The organism is Microbacterium paraoxydans, assembly GCF_020524545.1.
GTDB lineage: Bacteria > Actinomycetota > Actinomycetes > Actinomycetales > Microbacteriaceae > Microbacterium > Microbacterium paraoxydans_C.
The window spans coordinates 67,028-82,698 of the sequence record NZ_JAIVLG010000005.1; the positions used below are offsets into that span (position 1 = coordinate 67,028).

13 protein-coding genes are annotated in these 15,671 nt (G+C 67.2%); 1 reads left to right on the plus strand and 12 read right to left on the minus strand.

Annotated features, from left to right (window positions below; all coding sequences use genetic code 11):
• Positions 1-64: 64 nt before the first annotated feature.
• Genes LC041_RS12260 through LC041_RS12275 form a run of 4 tightly spaced genes read right to left on the minus strand, consistent with a single transcriptional unit; the run spans position 65 to position 4,147 of the window.
• Positions 65-1,012, minus strand: a complete 948-nt coding sequence (locus tag LC041_RS12260; protein ID WP_226533377.1) for an ROK family protein — start codon at positions 1,010-1,012, stop codon at positions 65-67.
• A gap of 29 nt (positions 1,013-1,041) precedes the next feature.
• Entirely contained in the window at positions 1,042-1,950 is a 909-nt protein-coding gene (locus LC041_RS12265; protein ID WP_226533378.1) for a carbohydrate ABC transporter permease, read from the minus strand.
• Positions 1,940-2,845 (minus strand): carbohydrate ABC transporter permease, encoded by a 906-nt coding sequence (locus LC041_RS12270; protein WP_226533379.1) that lies wholly within the window; start codon positions 2,843-2,845, stop codon positions 1,940-1,942. Before LC041_RS12270 ends, LC041_RS12265 begins: the two co-directional genes overlap by 11 nt.
• A gap of 42 nt (positions 2,846-2,887) precedes the next feature.
• Complete coding sequence (locus LC041_RS12275; RefSeq protein ID WP_226533380.1) at positions 2,888-4,147, minus strand: ABC transporter substrate-binding protein; 1,260 nt, start codon at positions 4,145-4,147, stop codon at positions 2,888-2,890.
• 201 nt (positions 4,148-4,348) lie between these two features.
• Between LC041_RS12275 and LC041_RS12280 the strand changes: the two genes are divergently transcribed.
• Positions 4,349-5,500: an ROK family transcriptional regulator gene (locus LC041_RS12280; protein ID WP_226533381.1), complete on the plus strand. Its 1,152-nt coding sequence runs from the start codon at positions 4,349-4,351 to the stop codon at positions 5,498-5,500.
• A gap of 19 nt (positions 5,501-5,519) precedes the next feature.
• On the opposite strand, the gene LC041_RS12285 is transcribed toward LC041_RS12280, so the two are convergent.
• The 8 genes from LC041_RS12285 to LC041_RS12320 all read right to left on the minus strand — a co-directional run bounded on the left by LC041_RS12285 (position 5,520) and on the right by LC041_RS12320 (position 15,637).
• Entirely contained in the window at positions 5,520-6,794 is a 1,275-nt protein-coding gene (locus LC041_RS12285; protein WP_374197674.1) for an alpha-L-fucosidase, read from the minus strand.
• Positions 6,795-6,887: 93 nt separating this feature from the next.
• Positions 6,888-7,916 carry a ketol-acid reductoisomerase gene (gene ilvC, locus LC041_RS12290; RefSeq protein WP_226533383.1) on the minus strand — a complete coding sequence of 343 codons (1,029 nt, stop codon included), beginning with the start codon at positions 7,914-7,916 and terminating at the stop codon, positions 6,888-6,890.
• Between the two features lie 45 nt (positions 7,917-7,961).
• A complete protein-coding gene (gene ilvN, locus LC041_RS12295) occupies positions 7,962-8,471 on the minus strand; it encodes an acetolactate synthase small subunit (protein ID WP_017830816.1) in 510 nt (169 codons plus the stop codon).
• 3 nt (positions 8,472-8,474) lie between these two features.
• Positions 8,475-10,277 (minus strand): acetolactate synthase large subunit, encoded by a 1,803-nt coding sequence (locus LC041_RS12300; RefSeq protein ID WP_226533384.1) that lies wholly within the window; start codon positions 10,275-10,277, stop codon positions 8,475-8,477.
• Between the two features lie 51 nt (positions 10,278-10,328).
• A complete protein-coding gene (gene ilvD, locus LC041_RS12305) occupies positions 10,329-12,047 on the minus strand; it encodes a dihydroxy-acid dehydratase (protein ID WP_226533385.1) in 1,719 nt (572 codons plus the stop codon).
• 9 nt (positions 12,048-12,056) lie between these two features.
• Entirely contained in the window at positions 12,057-12,854 is a 798-nt protein-coding gene (gene otsB, locus LC041_RS12310; protein ID WP_226533386.1) for a trehalose-phosphatase, read from the minus strand.
• Between the two features lie 51 nt (positions 12,855-12,905).
• Positions 12,906-14,312, minus strand: coding sequence for an alpha,alpha-trehalose-phosphate synthase (UDP-forming) (locus tag LC041_RS12315; protein WP_226533387.1), 1,407 nt, complete (start codon positions 14,310-14,312; stop codon positions 12,906-12,908).
• 65 nt (positions 14,313-14,377) lie between these two features.
• Positions 14,378-15,637, minus strand: a complete 1,260-nt coding sequence (locus tag LC041_RS12320) for an MFS transporter (protein WP_226533388.1) — start codon at positions 15,635-15,637, stop codon at positions 14,378-14,380.
• Between the last annotated feature and the right edge of the window lie 34 nt (positions 15,638-15,671).

A 15,671-nucleotide genomic window follows, 5' to 3' on the forward strand; every position in this document is an offset into this window, starting at 1 on the left:
GATCTCGTGGGCTTCGGGACGTGCGGTCACGTGATGTGCTCCTTGTCGGTGCGAGAGGTCGGGCTCACTGTGCTCCCACCGGCACCAGGGCTCGGCGGGCTGTCTCGATGGCGCCGAGGGCGACGGCATCGGAACCGAGGACGGCGGGGACGATGCGCAACGGGATGCCCGACACCGGAGAGTCCGTGCGCAGGGTACGCGAGATCGCGGGCTCCAGGAGATCCCAGGCCGTGGCCACGCCTCCCCCGACGATGGCGCACGGCAGGTCGAGGATCGTCGCTGCGCTGGCGCAGGCGAGGGCGAGGGCGCGGCCGGCAGCGTCGAACACCGCGATCGCCTGGGCATCGCCCCCTCGTGCGCGATCCGCGACAGCCCTCGCGTCCAGCACGGTGTCCCCGGTGCGCTCCTGGTAACGCATCGCGATCGAGGTGCCGGAAGCCAGCGTCTCGAGATGTCCGACCTGCCCGCACGTGCAGACCAGTTCGCTGTAACCGGGCGTGTGCCCGATCTCGCCTGCGGCACCGTGTGGTCCGTGATGGAGATCACCGTCGATGAGAAGCGCGCCTCCGACCCCGGTGCCGAGCATCACGCCCAGAACATCGCGGTCCTCTCGGCCGGCGGCGGCAGCCTCGCCGAGGAGGAACGCGTTCACGTCGTTCTCCACGCGCACCGGTACTCCCAGACGTGCTTCGAGTTCATCGGCGAGCGGGAAGCCCGCCCACCCGACGAAGGTCGCCGATGCCGCACGGATCGTACCGCTCTCATGGTCGATGACTCCGGCCGCGCCCACGCCGGCTGCGGCGAGCGAGACTCCGGCCTCGGCGGCCAAGGAGGCGGCCAGGCCCGCTGCCGCGTCGGCCATCGCTGCACCGCCTTCTGCCGCGGGGGCGCCGACGCTCCCCCGTGCCAGCACGGTGCCCTCTCCGGTCACCAGGAGCGCGGCGATCTTGGTACCGCCGATGTCGATACCGACGACTCCCGAGTCGGGCGGGCTCGAACGGGTGCGGGGCACGGTGGTCCCCTGTTCCTGCGCGATCATGCTCAGCGGCCGCCCAGTCCTGCCATCGCGATGCCCTTGACGAGGTGCTTCTGCAGCACGATCACGAGAATCGTCGTTGGCACCATCGAGATGATCGCCGCGGCCATCTGCAGGTCCCACCGTGTGCCGGTGAGTCCGGCGAAGCTCGCGAGCCCCACGGGAAGGGTGCCGTGGGCGTTGTAGTCGACCGTCACGATGAGCGGCCACAGGTAGCTGTTCCAGAACGAGAGGAAGGTGAACACGGCGAGCACAGCGACCGCCGATTTCGACAGCGGCAGGATGATCTGCAGGAACGAGCGCACGGGCCCGGCACCGTCGACGCGTGCGGCCTCCTCCAGCTCGTAGGGGATCCCGCGGAAGAACTGCCGCATCAGGAACGTGCCGAACGCGCCGAATGCGAACGGAAGCACGAGGGCCTGATACGTGTCGACCCAGTTGAACCACTGCATCACCTGGAACATTGGGATCACGAGCACTTCGGCGGGAACCATGAGCGTGGCGAGGAACAGCACGAAGACAGCGTCCCGCCCCTTCCAGCGCAACCTCCCGAACGCGTACCCGGCCGTGGTCGACACGATCAGCACGACGAGCGTGCCAAGGATCGCGACGATGAACGAGTTCATGATGTAGGTCAGGAACGGACCGTAGGCGAAGACATCGACGAAGTTGCTCCACCGCAGCTCCGACCCCACCAGGGTCGGCGGCATCGAGAACATCTCCGAGTTCGGCTTGAGCGCCGAGAAGAACGCGTAGACCAGCGGCGAGATGAAGATCAGCGCGGCGACATAGATCGCGATGTGCGCGAGGATCAGCCGTACGCGGGCTCCCGGTGTGCTGGCGGCACCACGTGCGCGCTCGCGCTCCGTGCGGCCGGCACGACCTGTGGGGCGGACGAGGGTCTCAGTGCTCATAGTGCACCCACTTCTTCTGCGCGGCGAACTGGATCCCGGTGATCGCGATGATGATCGCGAAGAGGATCCACGCTGCCGCGGCGGCGAGGCCGAGGTCGCCGAACGTGAACCCCTGCTCCCAGATGTACATGACGAGCGGTTTGGTGGCGTTGCCGGGACCGCCGCCGGTGAGCATCTGCGGCTGCACGAACACCTGCAGGGACGTGATCATCGTCATGATCGTGGCGAAGAAGATCGAGGGCGAGATCATCGGGATGATGATGCTCCACACGCGTCGGAGCCCTCGGGCGCCATCGATGCTGGCTGCTTCGAGAACGCTCTCGGGGAGCTGCTCGAGAGCAGCCGAGAAGATCAGCATGTTGTAGCCGAGCCCCTGCCAGACGCTCATCACGACGACCATGATCATCGCCCACGACGGGTCGGCCAGGAAGTTCGGCAGCTCGATGCCGAACCACGTCTGCGAGAGGCCGTTGAACAACCCCTGCGGCTGCAGCATCATCTTCCACACCAGCACGTTCGCGACCATCGGGGTCACGACCGGGATGAAGAAGAGGACGCGCAGGGCACCTCGACCGCGGATCCGCGATCCGAGGCCGAGAGCGAGCACGAGCGAGAGAGCGACGCTCAACGGCACGTACAGCAGCGTGTACACCGCCGAGTTGCGCAGCGCGGGCCAGAAGTCCGGGCTGCTGGTGAACAGCTTGACGTAGTTGTCCACCCCGTTGAAGCTCCGCTCGCCGAAGGTCGGCCAGTCGAAGACGCTCATCACGATCGAAAGGCCCACGGGCACGATCGTGAACAGGGCGAGCCCGATCAGGGCGGGGCTTGCGAACCCCAGCGCCTGACCGGCCTCGACCTTGGCGAGCGATCGTCGACGTCTCGTCGTGATCGTCATCTCATATTTCTTTCTTCGTTACAGCTGACGGCCGGAGCCGGATCACTCGCCGAACTGGGCCTGGGCGTTCGACAGCAGCTCTTCCATCGTCATCTGACCGTTGTAGACACTGACGAGATTGGGCTGGATGTAGCTGTCGAGCTTCTGCCAGTTCTTGGTCATGTAGAGCGGGACGGTGTCACCGAACGCGGCCTCGAACACCGACTGCACCTGGTCGCGGTACTGCTCGTCGATGGACTCGAAGTACAGCGGCTGCGACGACGTGCGTGCCGGGTACGAGCGACCGGACGACGCGATGTAGTCCTGCGCGTCCTCACCGAGCAGCGAGCCCATGACCTTGAGAGCCGCCTCCGGGTTCTCGCAGTTCGACGAGATGCCGTACCCGGAGCCGAGGATCGGGCCGGGGTTGCCGTCGACGCCGGCCGGCAGCGGGACCATGCCGGCGGCGAAGCCGGACTCGTTGTTCAGGTAGCTGACGGCGTTCCACGTGCCGTCGACCGCCATGGCGGCGTTGCCACCGGTGTACTGGTTCTCGCCCCAGCCGGTGTCGGAGGCGGACGCCACGGGAGCGGCGACCTTCTTCTCCGTCACGAGCTCGGCGTACCAGGTGGATGCATCCACGAAGGCCTCGTCGTCGATGTGCAGCGTGCCGTCTTCAGCCGCGGGCTGCGTCGCGGAGTAGGCGATCGGCATCGACATCCACTGATAGCCTCCCATGCCCATACCGAAGCCGTACTTGCCGTCCTTCGTCGCGTCGGCGGCGATGGCGTCGAAGTCGTCGAACGTCCACCCGATCTCCGGCGTCGCAGCGCCGCCAGCCGTGAGCATGTCCTGGTTGTAGTAGACGAGCATCGTGGCCACGTCGAACGGAACGCCGTAGACCTTGCCCTCGAAGCTGAGGATGCCGTCGGCGCTCGGGTTGAAGTCCGCCCAGTCGATGCCGGCCGTCTTGAGGTCGGCGTCGCTCAGCTCACGGAAAGCGCCGGTGTACCCACCCAGCTGCGCACCGCTCATGCCGGTGACGCAGGCCATGTTGCCGCTGGCCATGTTCGTGGTCAGCTTGGTGAAGAAGTCGCTCCACGGCGACGTCTGCAGCTTGATCTTGATGTCGGGGTTCTGCTCCTGGGCGAACGCGACCTGCGCCTCGAGGGCATCCACATCGGACTCGCTGCCTGCCCACATGTCGACGACGATCGTGTCGCCGTCGGCCGAACCGCCGTTGCCGCTGCTGCTCGCGCAGCCGGTCATCGCGACTGCGACGCCGGTGACGGCGACGACAGCCCCTACACGCAACTTCTTCATTGAATGCCTCCTGGAAGGGAACTAGTTATTTCGCGGGTCGAAATAACCTAGTAGGATTTCGTATGAAGTTACCGTTTCATACTTCACGAGAGGCCGCAAGCTGAACATCCGATGTTTATCGGAGCTTGATAATTCGTAACTCCCGGGAAACACGACCATCGCCTACTACGCTGACGAATGCTCCGACCAGGAAAGTGCCCCATGCCAAACCCCGCTGACACCGCCGTCGACGACCCGCACACCCGCCGCATCCTCGACCTCGTAGCGCGCGGCGAGGCCCGTTCCCGCACCGAGCTCGCCGCTGCCCTCGGCGTGGCCGCCTCGACAGTGGGGCTCCGAGTGCAGTCCCTGCTCGACGCCGGAGTGCTGCGCGAGGCCGGCGACGGCACGTCTCGCGGCGGACGCCGTCCGCGAGTGCTGCAGATCGCCGCGGACGGCGTCGTCCTCACCGCCGATCTCGGTGGCGGTCACGCGCGCATCGGCAGGCACTCCCTCAGCGGCGCCCTCCTGGACAGCCGGTCGATCACGGTCGACGTCGCCGACGGGCCGGAAGCCACCCTCGAGCGCATCGGCCAAGTATTCGATCGCCTCGCCTCCGAGGCGCGGGTGCACGCGATCGGTATCAGCCTCCCCGGCCCCGTCGACATCGCCACCGGCACGGTCGACCAACCGTCGCGTATGCCGGGGTGGCCGGGCTTCCGCGTGGGCGAGCATCTCTCGACGCGCTACGGCGTGCCCGTCGCCGTCGACAACGATGCCAACCTCGCGGCACTCGGCGAGCATAGGGAGCGCTTCGGACACACGGGACACAGCATCACCGTGAAGGCCGGAACCGCCATCGGCAGCGGCATCATCGTCGACGGCCATGTGCACCGCGGGGCGACCGCGGCCGCAGGCGACATCACCCACACCCGCATCGACGGCAGCGGCGACATCCCCTGCTCCTGCGGGAACACGGGCTGCCTCGAGACGGTGGCCAGCGGGGCGAGCCTCGTGCGGCAGATGCGCGAGCGTGGAAACGAGCTGGTAGGAACCACGACAGATGTGCTCAGCCTGGCACGCGACGCCGACCCCCTCGCCACCACGCTGGTCCGCACGGCGGGAACCCATCTCGGCCAGGCATTGTCGGGCGTGGTGAACTTCTTCAATCCGCACGCCGTGTTCCTGACCGGCAGCATGAGCGCGTCGGAGCCCTTCATCGCTGCTGTCCGCAGCCGCGTGTATGAGGCATGCCACCCCCTCGCGACGCAGCGACTGCGCATCGAGGCGGCGACGACCGGTGCGGACGCCATCCTCCACGGCGCCGCGCGCCTCGCCCTCGAAGGCATGGATATCCCGGTGGCGACCGCCTGAGCGGCCGCCACCGGACGAATCACTCCTCGTTGAGCGTCAGCTCGATGACAGGCACGAGGACCTCGGGACGCCGCACAGGCAGATGCACGGTGAGCGTCCCCTCCGCCTCCCCTGCGGGAGTCATCAGGTCGGCTTGGCGGTCCGGGTCGGACACGCTGGTCTGCAGCCAGGACCCGTCGTTCAGCAGGCGCGCATAGGAGACCTTCCCTGCGAGCCCCGGAAGGTGCACGAATCCCATCGGCCAGCTGAACAGACTCAGGTAGAGCCTGTTCCCTCGGCGGGTGTACACGCCTTCGCGCGGCGGTGTGAACGGTGCGTGCCCGGCACCGATCACGGCGTCCCGGTGCAGACGCATCCACTCGCCGATCTCGGCAAGTGTACGGGCATCCCTCGGCGCGATCGCACCGCGACCGTCAGGGCCGATGTTGAGCAGCATGTTCCCACCCATCGACACCGAGTCGACGAGCATCTGCACGAGCAGCGTGGGGGACTTCTGATCCATGTTGTCCCGGTGATAACCCCACGATCCGTTGAGCGTCTGGCACGCCTCCCAGGTCAACTGCACGCCGTCGCGCACGATCGGCGCCGTGGGCTGATACTGCTCCGGCGTGACGAAGTCGGCGGGGATCCCGAGCCGATCGTTCACCAACATGTTCGGCTGGAGCTCCCGACACAGGGCGAGCAGCGCGGTGGCGTCCCAGTCGTCCGGCCCCTTACCCACCCACCCCTCTTTCGTCTCGGGGTAGGTGAAGTCGAAGAACAGGTAGTCGATCTCCCCATACTCCGTGAGAAGCTCTCGCACCTGTCCGTGGAGGTAGGCACGGTATCGCGCCATGTCACGCCCGACATTGAGCTCCTGGGCGTTCGCATCATCGCGGCGCGGATGGTTCCAGTCGATCGTGAAGTCGGGGTGATGCCAGTCGATCACCGAGTGGTACAGGCCCACCTTGAGACCTTCCGCGCGCAGCGCGTCTACGTACTCGCGGACGAGGTCCCGTCCGACGTTCGCGACAGAGGTGAAGTCGGTGAGCTTCGAGTCCCACAGGCAGAAGCCGTCATGGTGCTTCGTCGTGAGCACGACGTAGCCCATGCCGGTCTCCTTCGCGGCGCGCGCGAGGGCCGCAGCATCGAAGAGATCCGGGTCGAAGTGCTCGAAATACGGGCGGTAGTCCTCATCCGACAAACGTTCGTAGTTCTGCACCCATTCATGACGGGCCGCCCCGCTGTAGAGGCCGAAGTGGACGAACATCCCGAACCGAGCCTGGTCAAACCATTCCTGTCGCATGGTTCCCATCCTGGCACAGACATCCGATGTCTGGGGTGACTTGCTCGGCTTGCACGAAGAACGGGCGCCCCCGGAGGGACGCCCGTTCTTTCGAAGATCGAATCAGCGTGCAGCGCTGCCGTCCACGTAGTCCTCGTCCTGCTGCTTCCAGGCGAAGAGCGAACGCAGTTCCTTACCGGTGACCTCGATCGGGTGCTGCTCCTCCTTGGCGCGCAGCGCCAGGAACTCTTCGGCCCCGTTGTCCTGGTCGTCGATGAAGCGCTTCGCGAACGCGCCGGACTGGATGTCCGCCAGCACGCCCTTCATGCTCTCCTTGACGCGCTCGTCGACGACGCGCGGACCCGAGACGTAATCGCCGAACTCTGCCGTGTCGGAGATCGACCAGCGCTGCTTGGCGATGCCACCCTCCCACATCAGGTCCACGATGAGCTTGAGCTCGTGCAGCACCTCGAAGTAGGCGATCTGCGGCTGGTAACCCGCCTCGACCAGCGTCTCGAAGCCGGCCTGCACCAGGTGGCTCATGCCGCCGCAGAGCACCGCCTGCTCACCGAACAGGTCGGTCTCGGTCTCCTCGGTGAAGGTCGTCTTGATGACGCCGGCGCGCGTGCCACCGATGGCCTTGGCGTAGGAGAGAGCGAGGTCCCAGGCCTTGCCCGAGGCGTCGCGCTCGACAGCGATGATGTCCGGGATGCCTCGGCCGGCGACGAACTCGCGACGGACCGTGTGACCCGGCGCCTTCGGCGCGACGAGGATCACGTCAACCCCTTCAGGCGCGTCGATGTAGCCGAAGCGGATGTTGAAGCCGTGTGCGAAGGCGAGGGTCTTGCCGGCCGTGAGGTTCGGGGCGATCGACTCGCTGTAGATGGTGCGCTGGTGCTGGTCCGGCGCGAGGATCATGATGACGTCGGCCCACTCGGTGGCCTCGGCGACGGTCTTGACCGGGAAGCCCGCCTCTTCGGCCTTCGCAGCGGACTTGGAGCCCTCCTTGAGAGCGATGGCGACCTCGACGCCCGAGTCGCGCAGGTTCTGCGCGTGCGCATGGCCCTGCGAGCCATAGCCGACGATCGCGACCTTCTTGCCCTGGATCAGGGACAGGTCGGCGTCGGCGTCGTAGAAGATCTCGGTGCTCACTTTGTGTTTCTCCTTGATTGTGGTTCGTGTAGGTAGAGGGGCGCGTCAGCCGCGCAGGACGCGTTCGGTGATGCTCTTGCCGCCTCGGCCGATGGCGAGAAGGCCCGACTGGGCGATCTCCTTGATCCCGAAGGGTTCGAGCGCGCGCAACATCGCATCGACCTTGCCCTTGTCGCCGGTGACCTCGATCACCAGGGCGTCGGAAGCGTAGTCGACGACGGAAGCGCGGAAGAGGTTCACGACCTCGATCACGTTGGACCTGGTCGCGTTGTCGGTGCGCACCTTCACGAGCATGTGCTCGCGCTGCACCGAGGTGGCGAAGTCGAGCTCGACGATCTTGATCACGTTGATCAGCTTGTTGAGCTGCTTCGTGACCTGCTCGAGTGGGAGCTCGTCGACGTCCACGACCACCGTGATGCGCGAGATCCCGGGGACCTCGGTCACGCCGACGGCGAGAGAGTCGATGTTGAAGCCGCGGCGGGCGAAGAGCCCGGCGACACGGGTGAGAAGACCGGGGGTGTTCTCCACCAGCAGGCTCAGCACGTGGGTCGACATGGCTCAGTCCTCCTCGTCGAATGCGGGCGCGTGCTCGCGGGCGTACTGGACATAGCTGTTGCTGACTCCCTGGGGGACCATCGGCCACACCATCGAATCCGCGCTCACGACGAAGTCGATCACCACGGGGCGGTCATTCGTGTCGAGGGCGAGCTGGATGGCGGCATCCACCTCGTCCTCCTTCTCCACCCGGATCGCGAGGCAGCCGTAGGCTTCGGCGAGCTTCACGAAGTCGGGAATGCGGATCGTGCCGTGCCCGGTGTTGAGATCGGTATTGGAGTGGCGACCGTCGTAGAACAGCGTCTGCCACTGGCGGACCATTCCCAGCGAGGAGTTGTTGATGATCGCGACCTTGATCGGGATGTTGTTGATCGCGCAGGTCGCGAGCTCCTGATTGGTCATCTGGAAGCAGCCGTCGCCGTCGATCGCCCAGACCGCCCGGTCGGGTTCGGCGACCTTCGCGCCCATCGCCGCGGGCACCGAGTACCCCATGGTCCCGGCGCCACCGGAGTTCAGCCACGCGTTCGGACGCTCGTACTTGATGAACTGCGCAGCCCACATCTGGTGCTGTCCGACGCCGGACGCGTAGACGCCCTCGGGGCCGGTGAGCTCACCGATCCGCTGGATGACGTGCTGCGGAGCGAGGAGTCCGTCGGTCGTCGGAGCGTAGCCGAGGGGGAACTCGGTGCGCAGGCCGTCGAGGTACGACCACCACTCCGCGATGTCGGGCTTCACGCCGGCGGTCGCTCCCCGGAACGCCGTGTCGAGATCGGTGAGCACATCGCGCACATCGCCGACGATCGGCACGTCGGCGGTTCGGATCTTGGAGATCTCCGCCGGGTCGATGTCGACGTGCACGACCTTGGCGTTGGGGGCGAACAGCGCGGCCTTGCCCGTCACGCGGTCGTCGAACCGAGCGCCGAGCGACACCAGGAGGTCGGCTTCCTGCAGCGCCAGCACAGCGGGAACCGTGCCGTGCATGCCCGGCATTCCGAGGTGCTGCGGGTGCGAGTCGGGGAACGCCCCCCGCGCCATCAGTGTGGTGACGACCGGAGCGCCCGTGGATTCCGCGAGCTCGCGCAGCTCCGCGGCCGCCCGGCCACGGATCACTCCGCCGCCGACATAGAGGACAGGCTTCTTGGCCTCAGCGAGAAGGCTCGCCGCTGCTTGGATCTGCTTGCCGTGGGCCTTCGTCACCGGACGGTAGCCGGGGAGGTCGATCTTCGGCGGCCACACGAACGGTGCTGTGGCCTGCTGCGCATCCTTCGTGATGTCGACGAGGACGGGCCCGGGGCGCCCGGTTCCCGCGATCTCGTAGGCCGCAGCGATCGCGCCAGGGATCTCCGCGGCGTCCTTCACCAGGAACGAGTGCTTCGTGATGGGCATCGTGATACCGACGATGTCCGCCTCCTGGAAGGCGTCGGTTCCCATCAGCGTCGAGAACACCTGACCGGTGATGGCCACCAGCGGTACCGAGTCCATGTAGGCGTCGGCGATCGCCGTCACGAGGTTGGTCGCTCCGGGACCGGACGTCGCGATGCACACGCCCACCTTCCCGGATGCGGACGCGTACCCCTCGGCGGCGTGGCCGGCTCCCTGCTCGTGCCGCACCAGGATGTGACGGAGCTCGGACGCGTCCATCAGGGGGTCGTACACCGGCAGGATCGCTCCTCCCGGAAGCCCGAACACGTCGGTGACACCGAGCAGTTCGAGCGAGCGGACCACGGCCTCGGCGCCGGTGATCTCCGGCGCCGAGGACGGACGAGCGGGCGGCCTCGGCACGGCCGGGGCGGAATCAGCAGTCATGAGTTTCCTTCTGATGATCTCTGGAGGACGCCGGATGCCGGAGCGTCCGGGTCAGCCGGTGGTCGCTCCCTCGGCGGCGGACCGCACGAGGCGCGAATACTTGGCAAGAACGCCTCGGGTGTAGCGCGGGGGAAGCGGCTCCCAGCCGGAACGGCGGGAGGCGAGCTCTGCGTCATCGACGAGTAGATCGAGAGTGCGAGCTGCGATATCGACCCGTATCAGATCACCATCGCGCACGAAGGCGATCGGACCTGCGTCCACCGCTTCGGGTGCTATGTGGCCGATGCACAGGCCGGTTGTGCCGCCTGAGAATCGTCCGTCCGTCAAGAGTAGTACATCTTTTCCGAGCCCAGCGCCCTTGATGGCAGCGGTGATGGCGAGCATCTCGCGCATACCCGGTCCCCCCTTGGGGCCTTCGTAGCGGATGACGATGACGGAGCCGGGCTCGATCTCACCGTCGGCGACTGCGTCCATCGCGGCGCGCTCGCGCTCGAACACGCGGGCGGGCCCCTCGAACACCGCGGCGTCGAAGCCCGCGGTCTTCACGACAGCGCCCTCCGGTGCCAGCGAGCCGTGCAGGATCGTGAGGCCGCCGGTCGCGTGGATCGGGTTGTCGAACGTGTGGATGACCTCGCCGTCGATCGGCAGCGGGTCGAGGTCCGCGAGGTTCTCGGCCACTGTCTTGCCCGTGACGGTGAGAGCGTCGCCGTGCAGCAGTCCCTCATCGAGCATCGCCTTCATGATCACCGGAATGCCCCCGTGACGATCGACGTCGTTCATGACGTACTTGCCGAAGGGCTTCATGTCGGCGACGTGCGGGACCTTGTCCCCGATGCGGTTGAAGTCGTGCAGGCTCAGCTCGACGTCGGCCTCGCGGGCGATCGCGAGCAGGTGGAGCACGACGTTGGTGGAGCCGCCGAGCGCCATCGCGAGCGCGATCGCGTTCTCGAACGACTCTTTGGTCAGGATGTCTCGGGTCGTGATGCCCTGGCGGAGCAGGTTCACGACGGCCTCACCCGAGCGGTGCGCGAAGTAGTCGCGACGGCGATCCGCAGCGGGCGGCGCTGCCGAGCCGGGAAGGCTGAGGCCGAGCGCCTCGGCGACCGACGCCATCGTGTTCGCGGTGTACATCCCACCGCACGCGCCTTCACCGGGAGCGATGGCGCATTCGATGCGCTTCAGGTCCTCCTCGCTCATGAGACCGGCGCGGCACGCACCGACCGCTTCGAACGAGTCGATGATCGTGACGTCCTTCTCGGTGCCGTCGGAGAGCTTCACCCATCCCGGAGCGATCGAACCGGCGTAGAGGAACACGCTGGACAGGTCGAGGCGCGCGCTGGCCATGAGCATGCCCGGAATCGACTTGTCGCAGCCCGCGAGCAGGACCGAGCCGTCCAGCCGCTCCGCCATCATGACCGTCTCGACCGAGTCGGCGATGACCTCGCGGGAGACCAGCGAGAAGTGCATGCCCTCGTGACCCATCGAGATGCCGTCGGAGACGGAGATCGTGCCGAACTGCAGCGGATATCCGCCACCGGAGTGCACGCCTTCCTTCGCTCCCTGCGCGAGTCGGTCGAGGCTCAGATTGCAGGGCGTGATCTCGTTCCAGCTGGAGGCGATACCGATCTGCGGCTTGTCCCAGTCCGCGTCCCCCATGCCGACGGCACGAAGCATGCCTCGGGAGGTCGTCGCCTCGATGCCGTCGGTGACGACGCGGCTGCGGGGCTTGATGTCGATGGGCGCGCTGCTGGAAGGATCATGCGAGGACATGACGGAAGTCTATTGCCGCGCGACGGTGCGTTCGTCCGCCAACGCCTCCAGAAGCGCGGCGATCTCTTGTGGAGTGTCCACACGCAGGGTCGCGGCGCTCTCCCCCGGGCCCACACGCACACCGAGATCGTCCGGCCCCAGCACGCGCATCGCGTCCTCGTCGGTGACGTCGTCACCCGCGAACAGGATTCCGGTGGCATCGAAGCGCTCCCGCAAGGCGGTCATCGCGGCGTCCTTGCCTTCGGTGCGCGACGAGAACTCCAGCACACGGTGTCCCGCGCGGCGACGCCAATGCGGGAAGCGCTCGGCGACCAGCGCATCGATCTCGGCGAAGACCCGCTCCTCCGTCTCGCGGTCGGCCCGGCGGGTGTGCACCCCCATGCCGAAGGTCTTCGGCTCGAACTCCGCCCCTTGGTAGCGCGCGATGATCGGTCTCGCGGCGGCCCACAGCTCCTCTCGAGTGCCGTCCTCGTCCGACACGTCGTGGACGGCCTCGGCGTCATCGCCGGGGAACCAGTACTGGGCACCGTGTGAGCCCGCCAACGCGATCGCGGAGTCGTCGGTGTGCTCGGTGATCACACGAAGGTCGTGCATGCTGCGTCCGGAGACGTAGGCGACGATCGTGTCAGGCAGCGCCGCGAGCCGCTCGACCTGGACGGCGACCTCGGGGAGCGCGCGCGCAGCCATGGGGTCGGGCACCAGGGGTGACGCGGTGCCGTCGAAGTCGAGCGCAACCACCAGCCGAGGCGTCGCCGCCAGCGCGCTGAGGTCGTCGTCGGCGGTTCCGGGGGTCCAAGGGCGCGTCACAGTTTCTCCAATCCGAGGGGGCGTACCAAGAAGTATCTCCGGCGCGGACGATCAGCGCGCGCGCACCTCAGCGAGCGCGGCCAGGAAAGAGGAGGACCAGGCGTCGACGTCGTTGTCGAGCACGCGCCTGCGAAGCGATCTCATGCGTCGCCCCTGGTCGGCCGGAGACATCTCCACCGCCGTCATGATCGCGTCCTTGAGCCCTTCGATGTCATGCGGATTGACCCGCACGGCCTGTCGGAGCTCGTCCGCGGCGCCCGTGAACTCACTCAGCACCAGGACGCCGCGGTCGTCCACGCGGGTCGCGACATACTCCTTGGCGACGAGGTTCATGCCGTCGCGCAGGGCGGTGACCAGCATCACGTCGGCGGCGAGGTAGAGAGCGACCATCTCCTCACGCGGGTACCCCTGATGCAGATAGCGGATGGCGGAGTGGCCGACCGTGTCGGTGTCGCCGTTGATCCGGCTGACCGCGAGCTCGATCTCGTCTCGCAGGTGCACGTAGGCATCCACGCGCTCCCTGCTCGGGCTCGCGACTTGGACGAAGGTCACGTCCTCGACCTTGAGGCGCCCTTCCGCAAGGAGCTCTCCGTAGGCCTTGATGCGGTGGCGGATGCCCTTGGTGTAGTCGAGACGGTCGACTCCGAGCAGGATGCGCTTCGGGTTGCCGAGGCTGGCGCGGATCTCCGCTGCACGGGCACGCACGTCAGCGCGCCCCGCGAGTTCGATATAGGGCGTCGTGTCGATCGAGATCGGGAAGGCCTTCGCCAGAGCCGAGCGCACGCCGTCGCCCTCGGGGACGGAGACGTTGGGCCCCTTCACCTCGTAGCGGAGCCGGCGCCGGACGGCCGTCAGGAAGTACGTGGCGTCCTGAGCACGCTGGAATCCGATGACGTCGGCGCCGAGCAGGCCCCGGAGCACCTGGTCTCGCCAGGGCAGTTGCGCGTAGAGGCCGTGGGCAGGGAAGGGAATGTGGTGGAAGTACCCGATCGTCACGTCGGGCCGGAGTTCTCGCACCATCTGCGGGACGAGCTGCAACTGGTAGTCGTGCACCCAGACCGTACCCCCCTCGGCGACCGCGGATGCCGCAGCCTGCGCGAATCGACGGTTGACGGTGACGTAGGCCTCCCACCATTCCCGGTGGTACTGCGGGGGCGCGATCACGTCGTGGTAGAGGGGCCAGATCGTGTCGTTCGCGAAGCCCTCGTAGTACTCCGCGACCTCCTGCGCGCTCAACGGGACCGGGACCAGTTCGATGCCCCCGGCTTCGAAAGGGGCCAGTTCGACGTCGGCCTGACCGGCCCAACCGACCCAGGCGCCGTGCACGTTGCGCATCATCGGCTCGAGAGCGGCCACGAGTCCTCCTGGCGACGTGCGCCAGACCTCCTCGCCGTCTGGCCCCTCCACCCGATCGACGGGCAGCCGGTTGGCGACGACGACGAAATCTGCAGCTGCCAAGGGGGCTCCTCACACCAGGGGTTGAGTCCAACCTACCCAGGTTGGAGAAACTCTGCCGCGCGGTGTCATGCCGTGACGGACAGTCGACGACGCGTACCACTGAGAGACCAGTTGACGGCGCCGGCCGCGAAAGTGATGAAAGCAGCGACCATCGGCAGGAGAAGAGCCGCGGAAGTGCCGAGGTTCTCGGCGATCTCCCCCGTGACGGCAGCGCCGAGGGACTGGCCCACGACGACACCGGAGCCCAGCATCGACATCACGGTCGCCGAGCGACCGAGCGGACTGCGAGCCGCTCCGAAGCTGTACTGGGTCACGAGCGTCGGGCCGATGCCGATGCCCATGATCGCGAGCGCCAGGACCATCGCGCCCGTCGAATCGACGAAGCTCAACAGAAGCGTGCCGACGAACAGGATTCCGGAGAAGACCAACCAGCGCGCGCGCAGCGAGAACGCGGGCGGCAGCCAGGCCACGCCCAGGGCGAGGAGGGCGGAGCCGACGCCCATCACGCCGTAGAGCAGGCCGGCCTGCTCCGGAGCGCCCCGATCCGCCATGAACGAGGTGAGCGAGGTGAGCATGGCTCCGAAGAAGATCCCGACGCCGAGGATGCCGACGACGACGATCAGCAACCGCGGGCGGAACAGCTCCGAGACGGCCGAGGGGGCCCTCCCGTCGGCGTCACGGTCCTGCGAGACGTGACGCCCGCTCGGGTGGAGGGCGAACGCACCGACGAACACGACGGTGAGGGCAGCGGCGCCGACCAACGGAGCCCACGGCGAGATCGCCGATGCCAGGATGCCCACCAGGAACGGCCCGAACACGAAGACGGTCTCGTCGGCGGCCGACTCGTACGCCATGGTGCCGGACACCGTGCGATCCCGGCGGGCCTCCGGCATCCGGTCCCGGATGATCGTGACCAGGCGCGAGCGCGACAGCGGAGCGACCTGCGGAGCCGTGGCGCCGATGCCAACGGCAGCGAGGAGCACGAAGCCGTCCGCGGCCGTGCCGTAGACCACGAACGTGAAGAGCAGGAGCATCGCGCCGTTCGCCAGGGCGAGGATGACCAGCACCGCACGCTGGCCGAAGCGGTCGGCGGCAGCGCCGAGCAGAGGCCCGAAGCACGCTGTGCCCAATCCGACGGCAGCCGACGTCAGGCCTCCGAGCGACAGGGAGCCCCGCGCGGAGACGACGACCGTCAGCACGCCGACGACCATCATGGCGAAGGGCAGCCGGGCGATGAACGCGATGAGAAAGTACGGGAGGCCCGCGATGCGGAGGAGGCTGGGGCTCTGCGGGGCGGATTTCTGTGATGCGGGTGCGTGTGTCATGGCTCTCGCGCGTCGATGACGCGATGTCGGGTGC

Coding starts and splice junctions, on each gene's coding strand:
- LC041_RS12265 (WP_226533378.1), bottom strand. CDS start 1,950: ATGAGCACTGAGACCCTCGTCCGCCCCACAGGTCGTGCCGGCCGCACG.
- LC041_RS12270 (WP_226533379.1), bottom strand. CDS start 2,845: ATGACGATCACGACGAGACGTCGACGATCGCTCGCCAAGGTCGAGGCC.
- LC041_RS12275 (WP_226533380.1), bottom strand. CDS start 4,147: ATGAAGAAGTTGCGTGTAGGGGCTGTCGTCGCCGTCACCGGCGTCGCA.
- LC041_RS12280 (WP_226533381.1), top strand. CDS start 4,349: ATGCCAAACCCCGCTGACACCGCCGTCGACGACCCGCACACCCGCCGC.
- LC041_RS12285 (WP_374197674.1), bottom strand. CDS start 6,794: ATGGGAACCATGCGACAGGAATGGTTTGACCAGGCTCGGTTCGGGATG.
- ilvN (WP_017830816.1), bottom strand. CDS start 8,471: ATGTCGACCCACGTGCTGAGCCTGCTGGTGGAGAACACCCCCGGTCTT.
- LC041_RS12300 (WP_226533384.1), bottom strand. CDS start 10,277: ATGACTGCTGATTCCGCCCCGGCCGTGCCGAGGCCGCCCGCTCGTCCG.
- ilvD (WP_226533385.1), bottom strand. CDS start 12,047: ATGTCCTCGCATGATCCTTCCAGCAGCGCGCCCATCGACATCAAGCCC.
- LC041_RS12320 (WP_226533388.1), bottom strand. CDS start 15,637: ATGACACACGCACCCGCATCACAGAAATCCGCCCCGCAGAGCCCCAGC.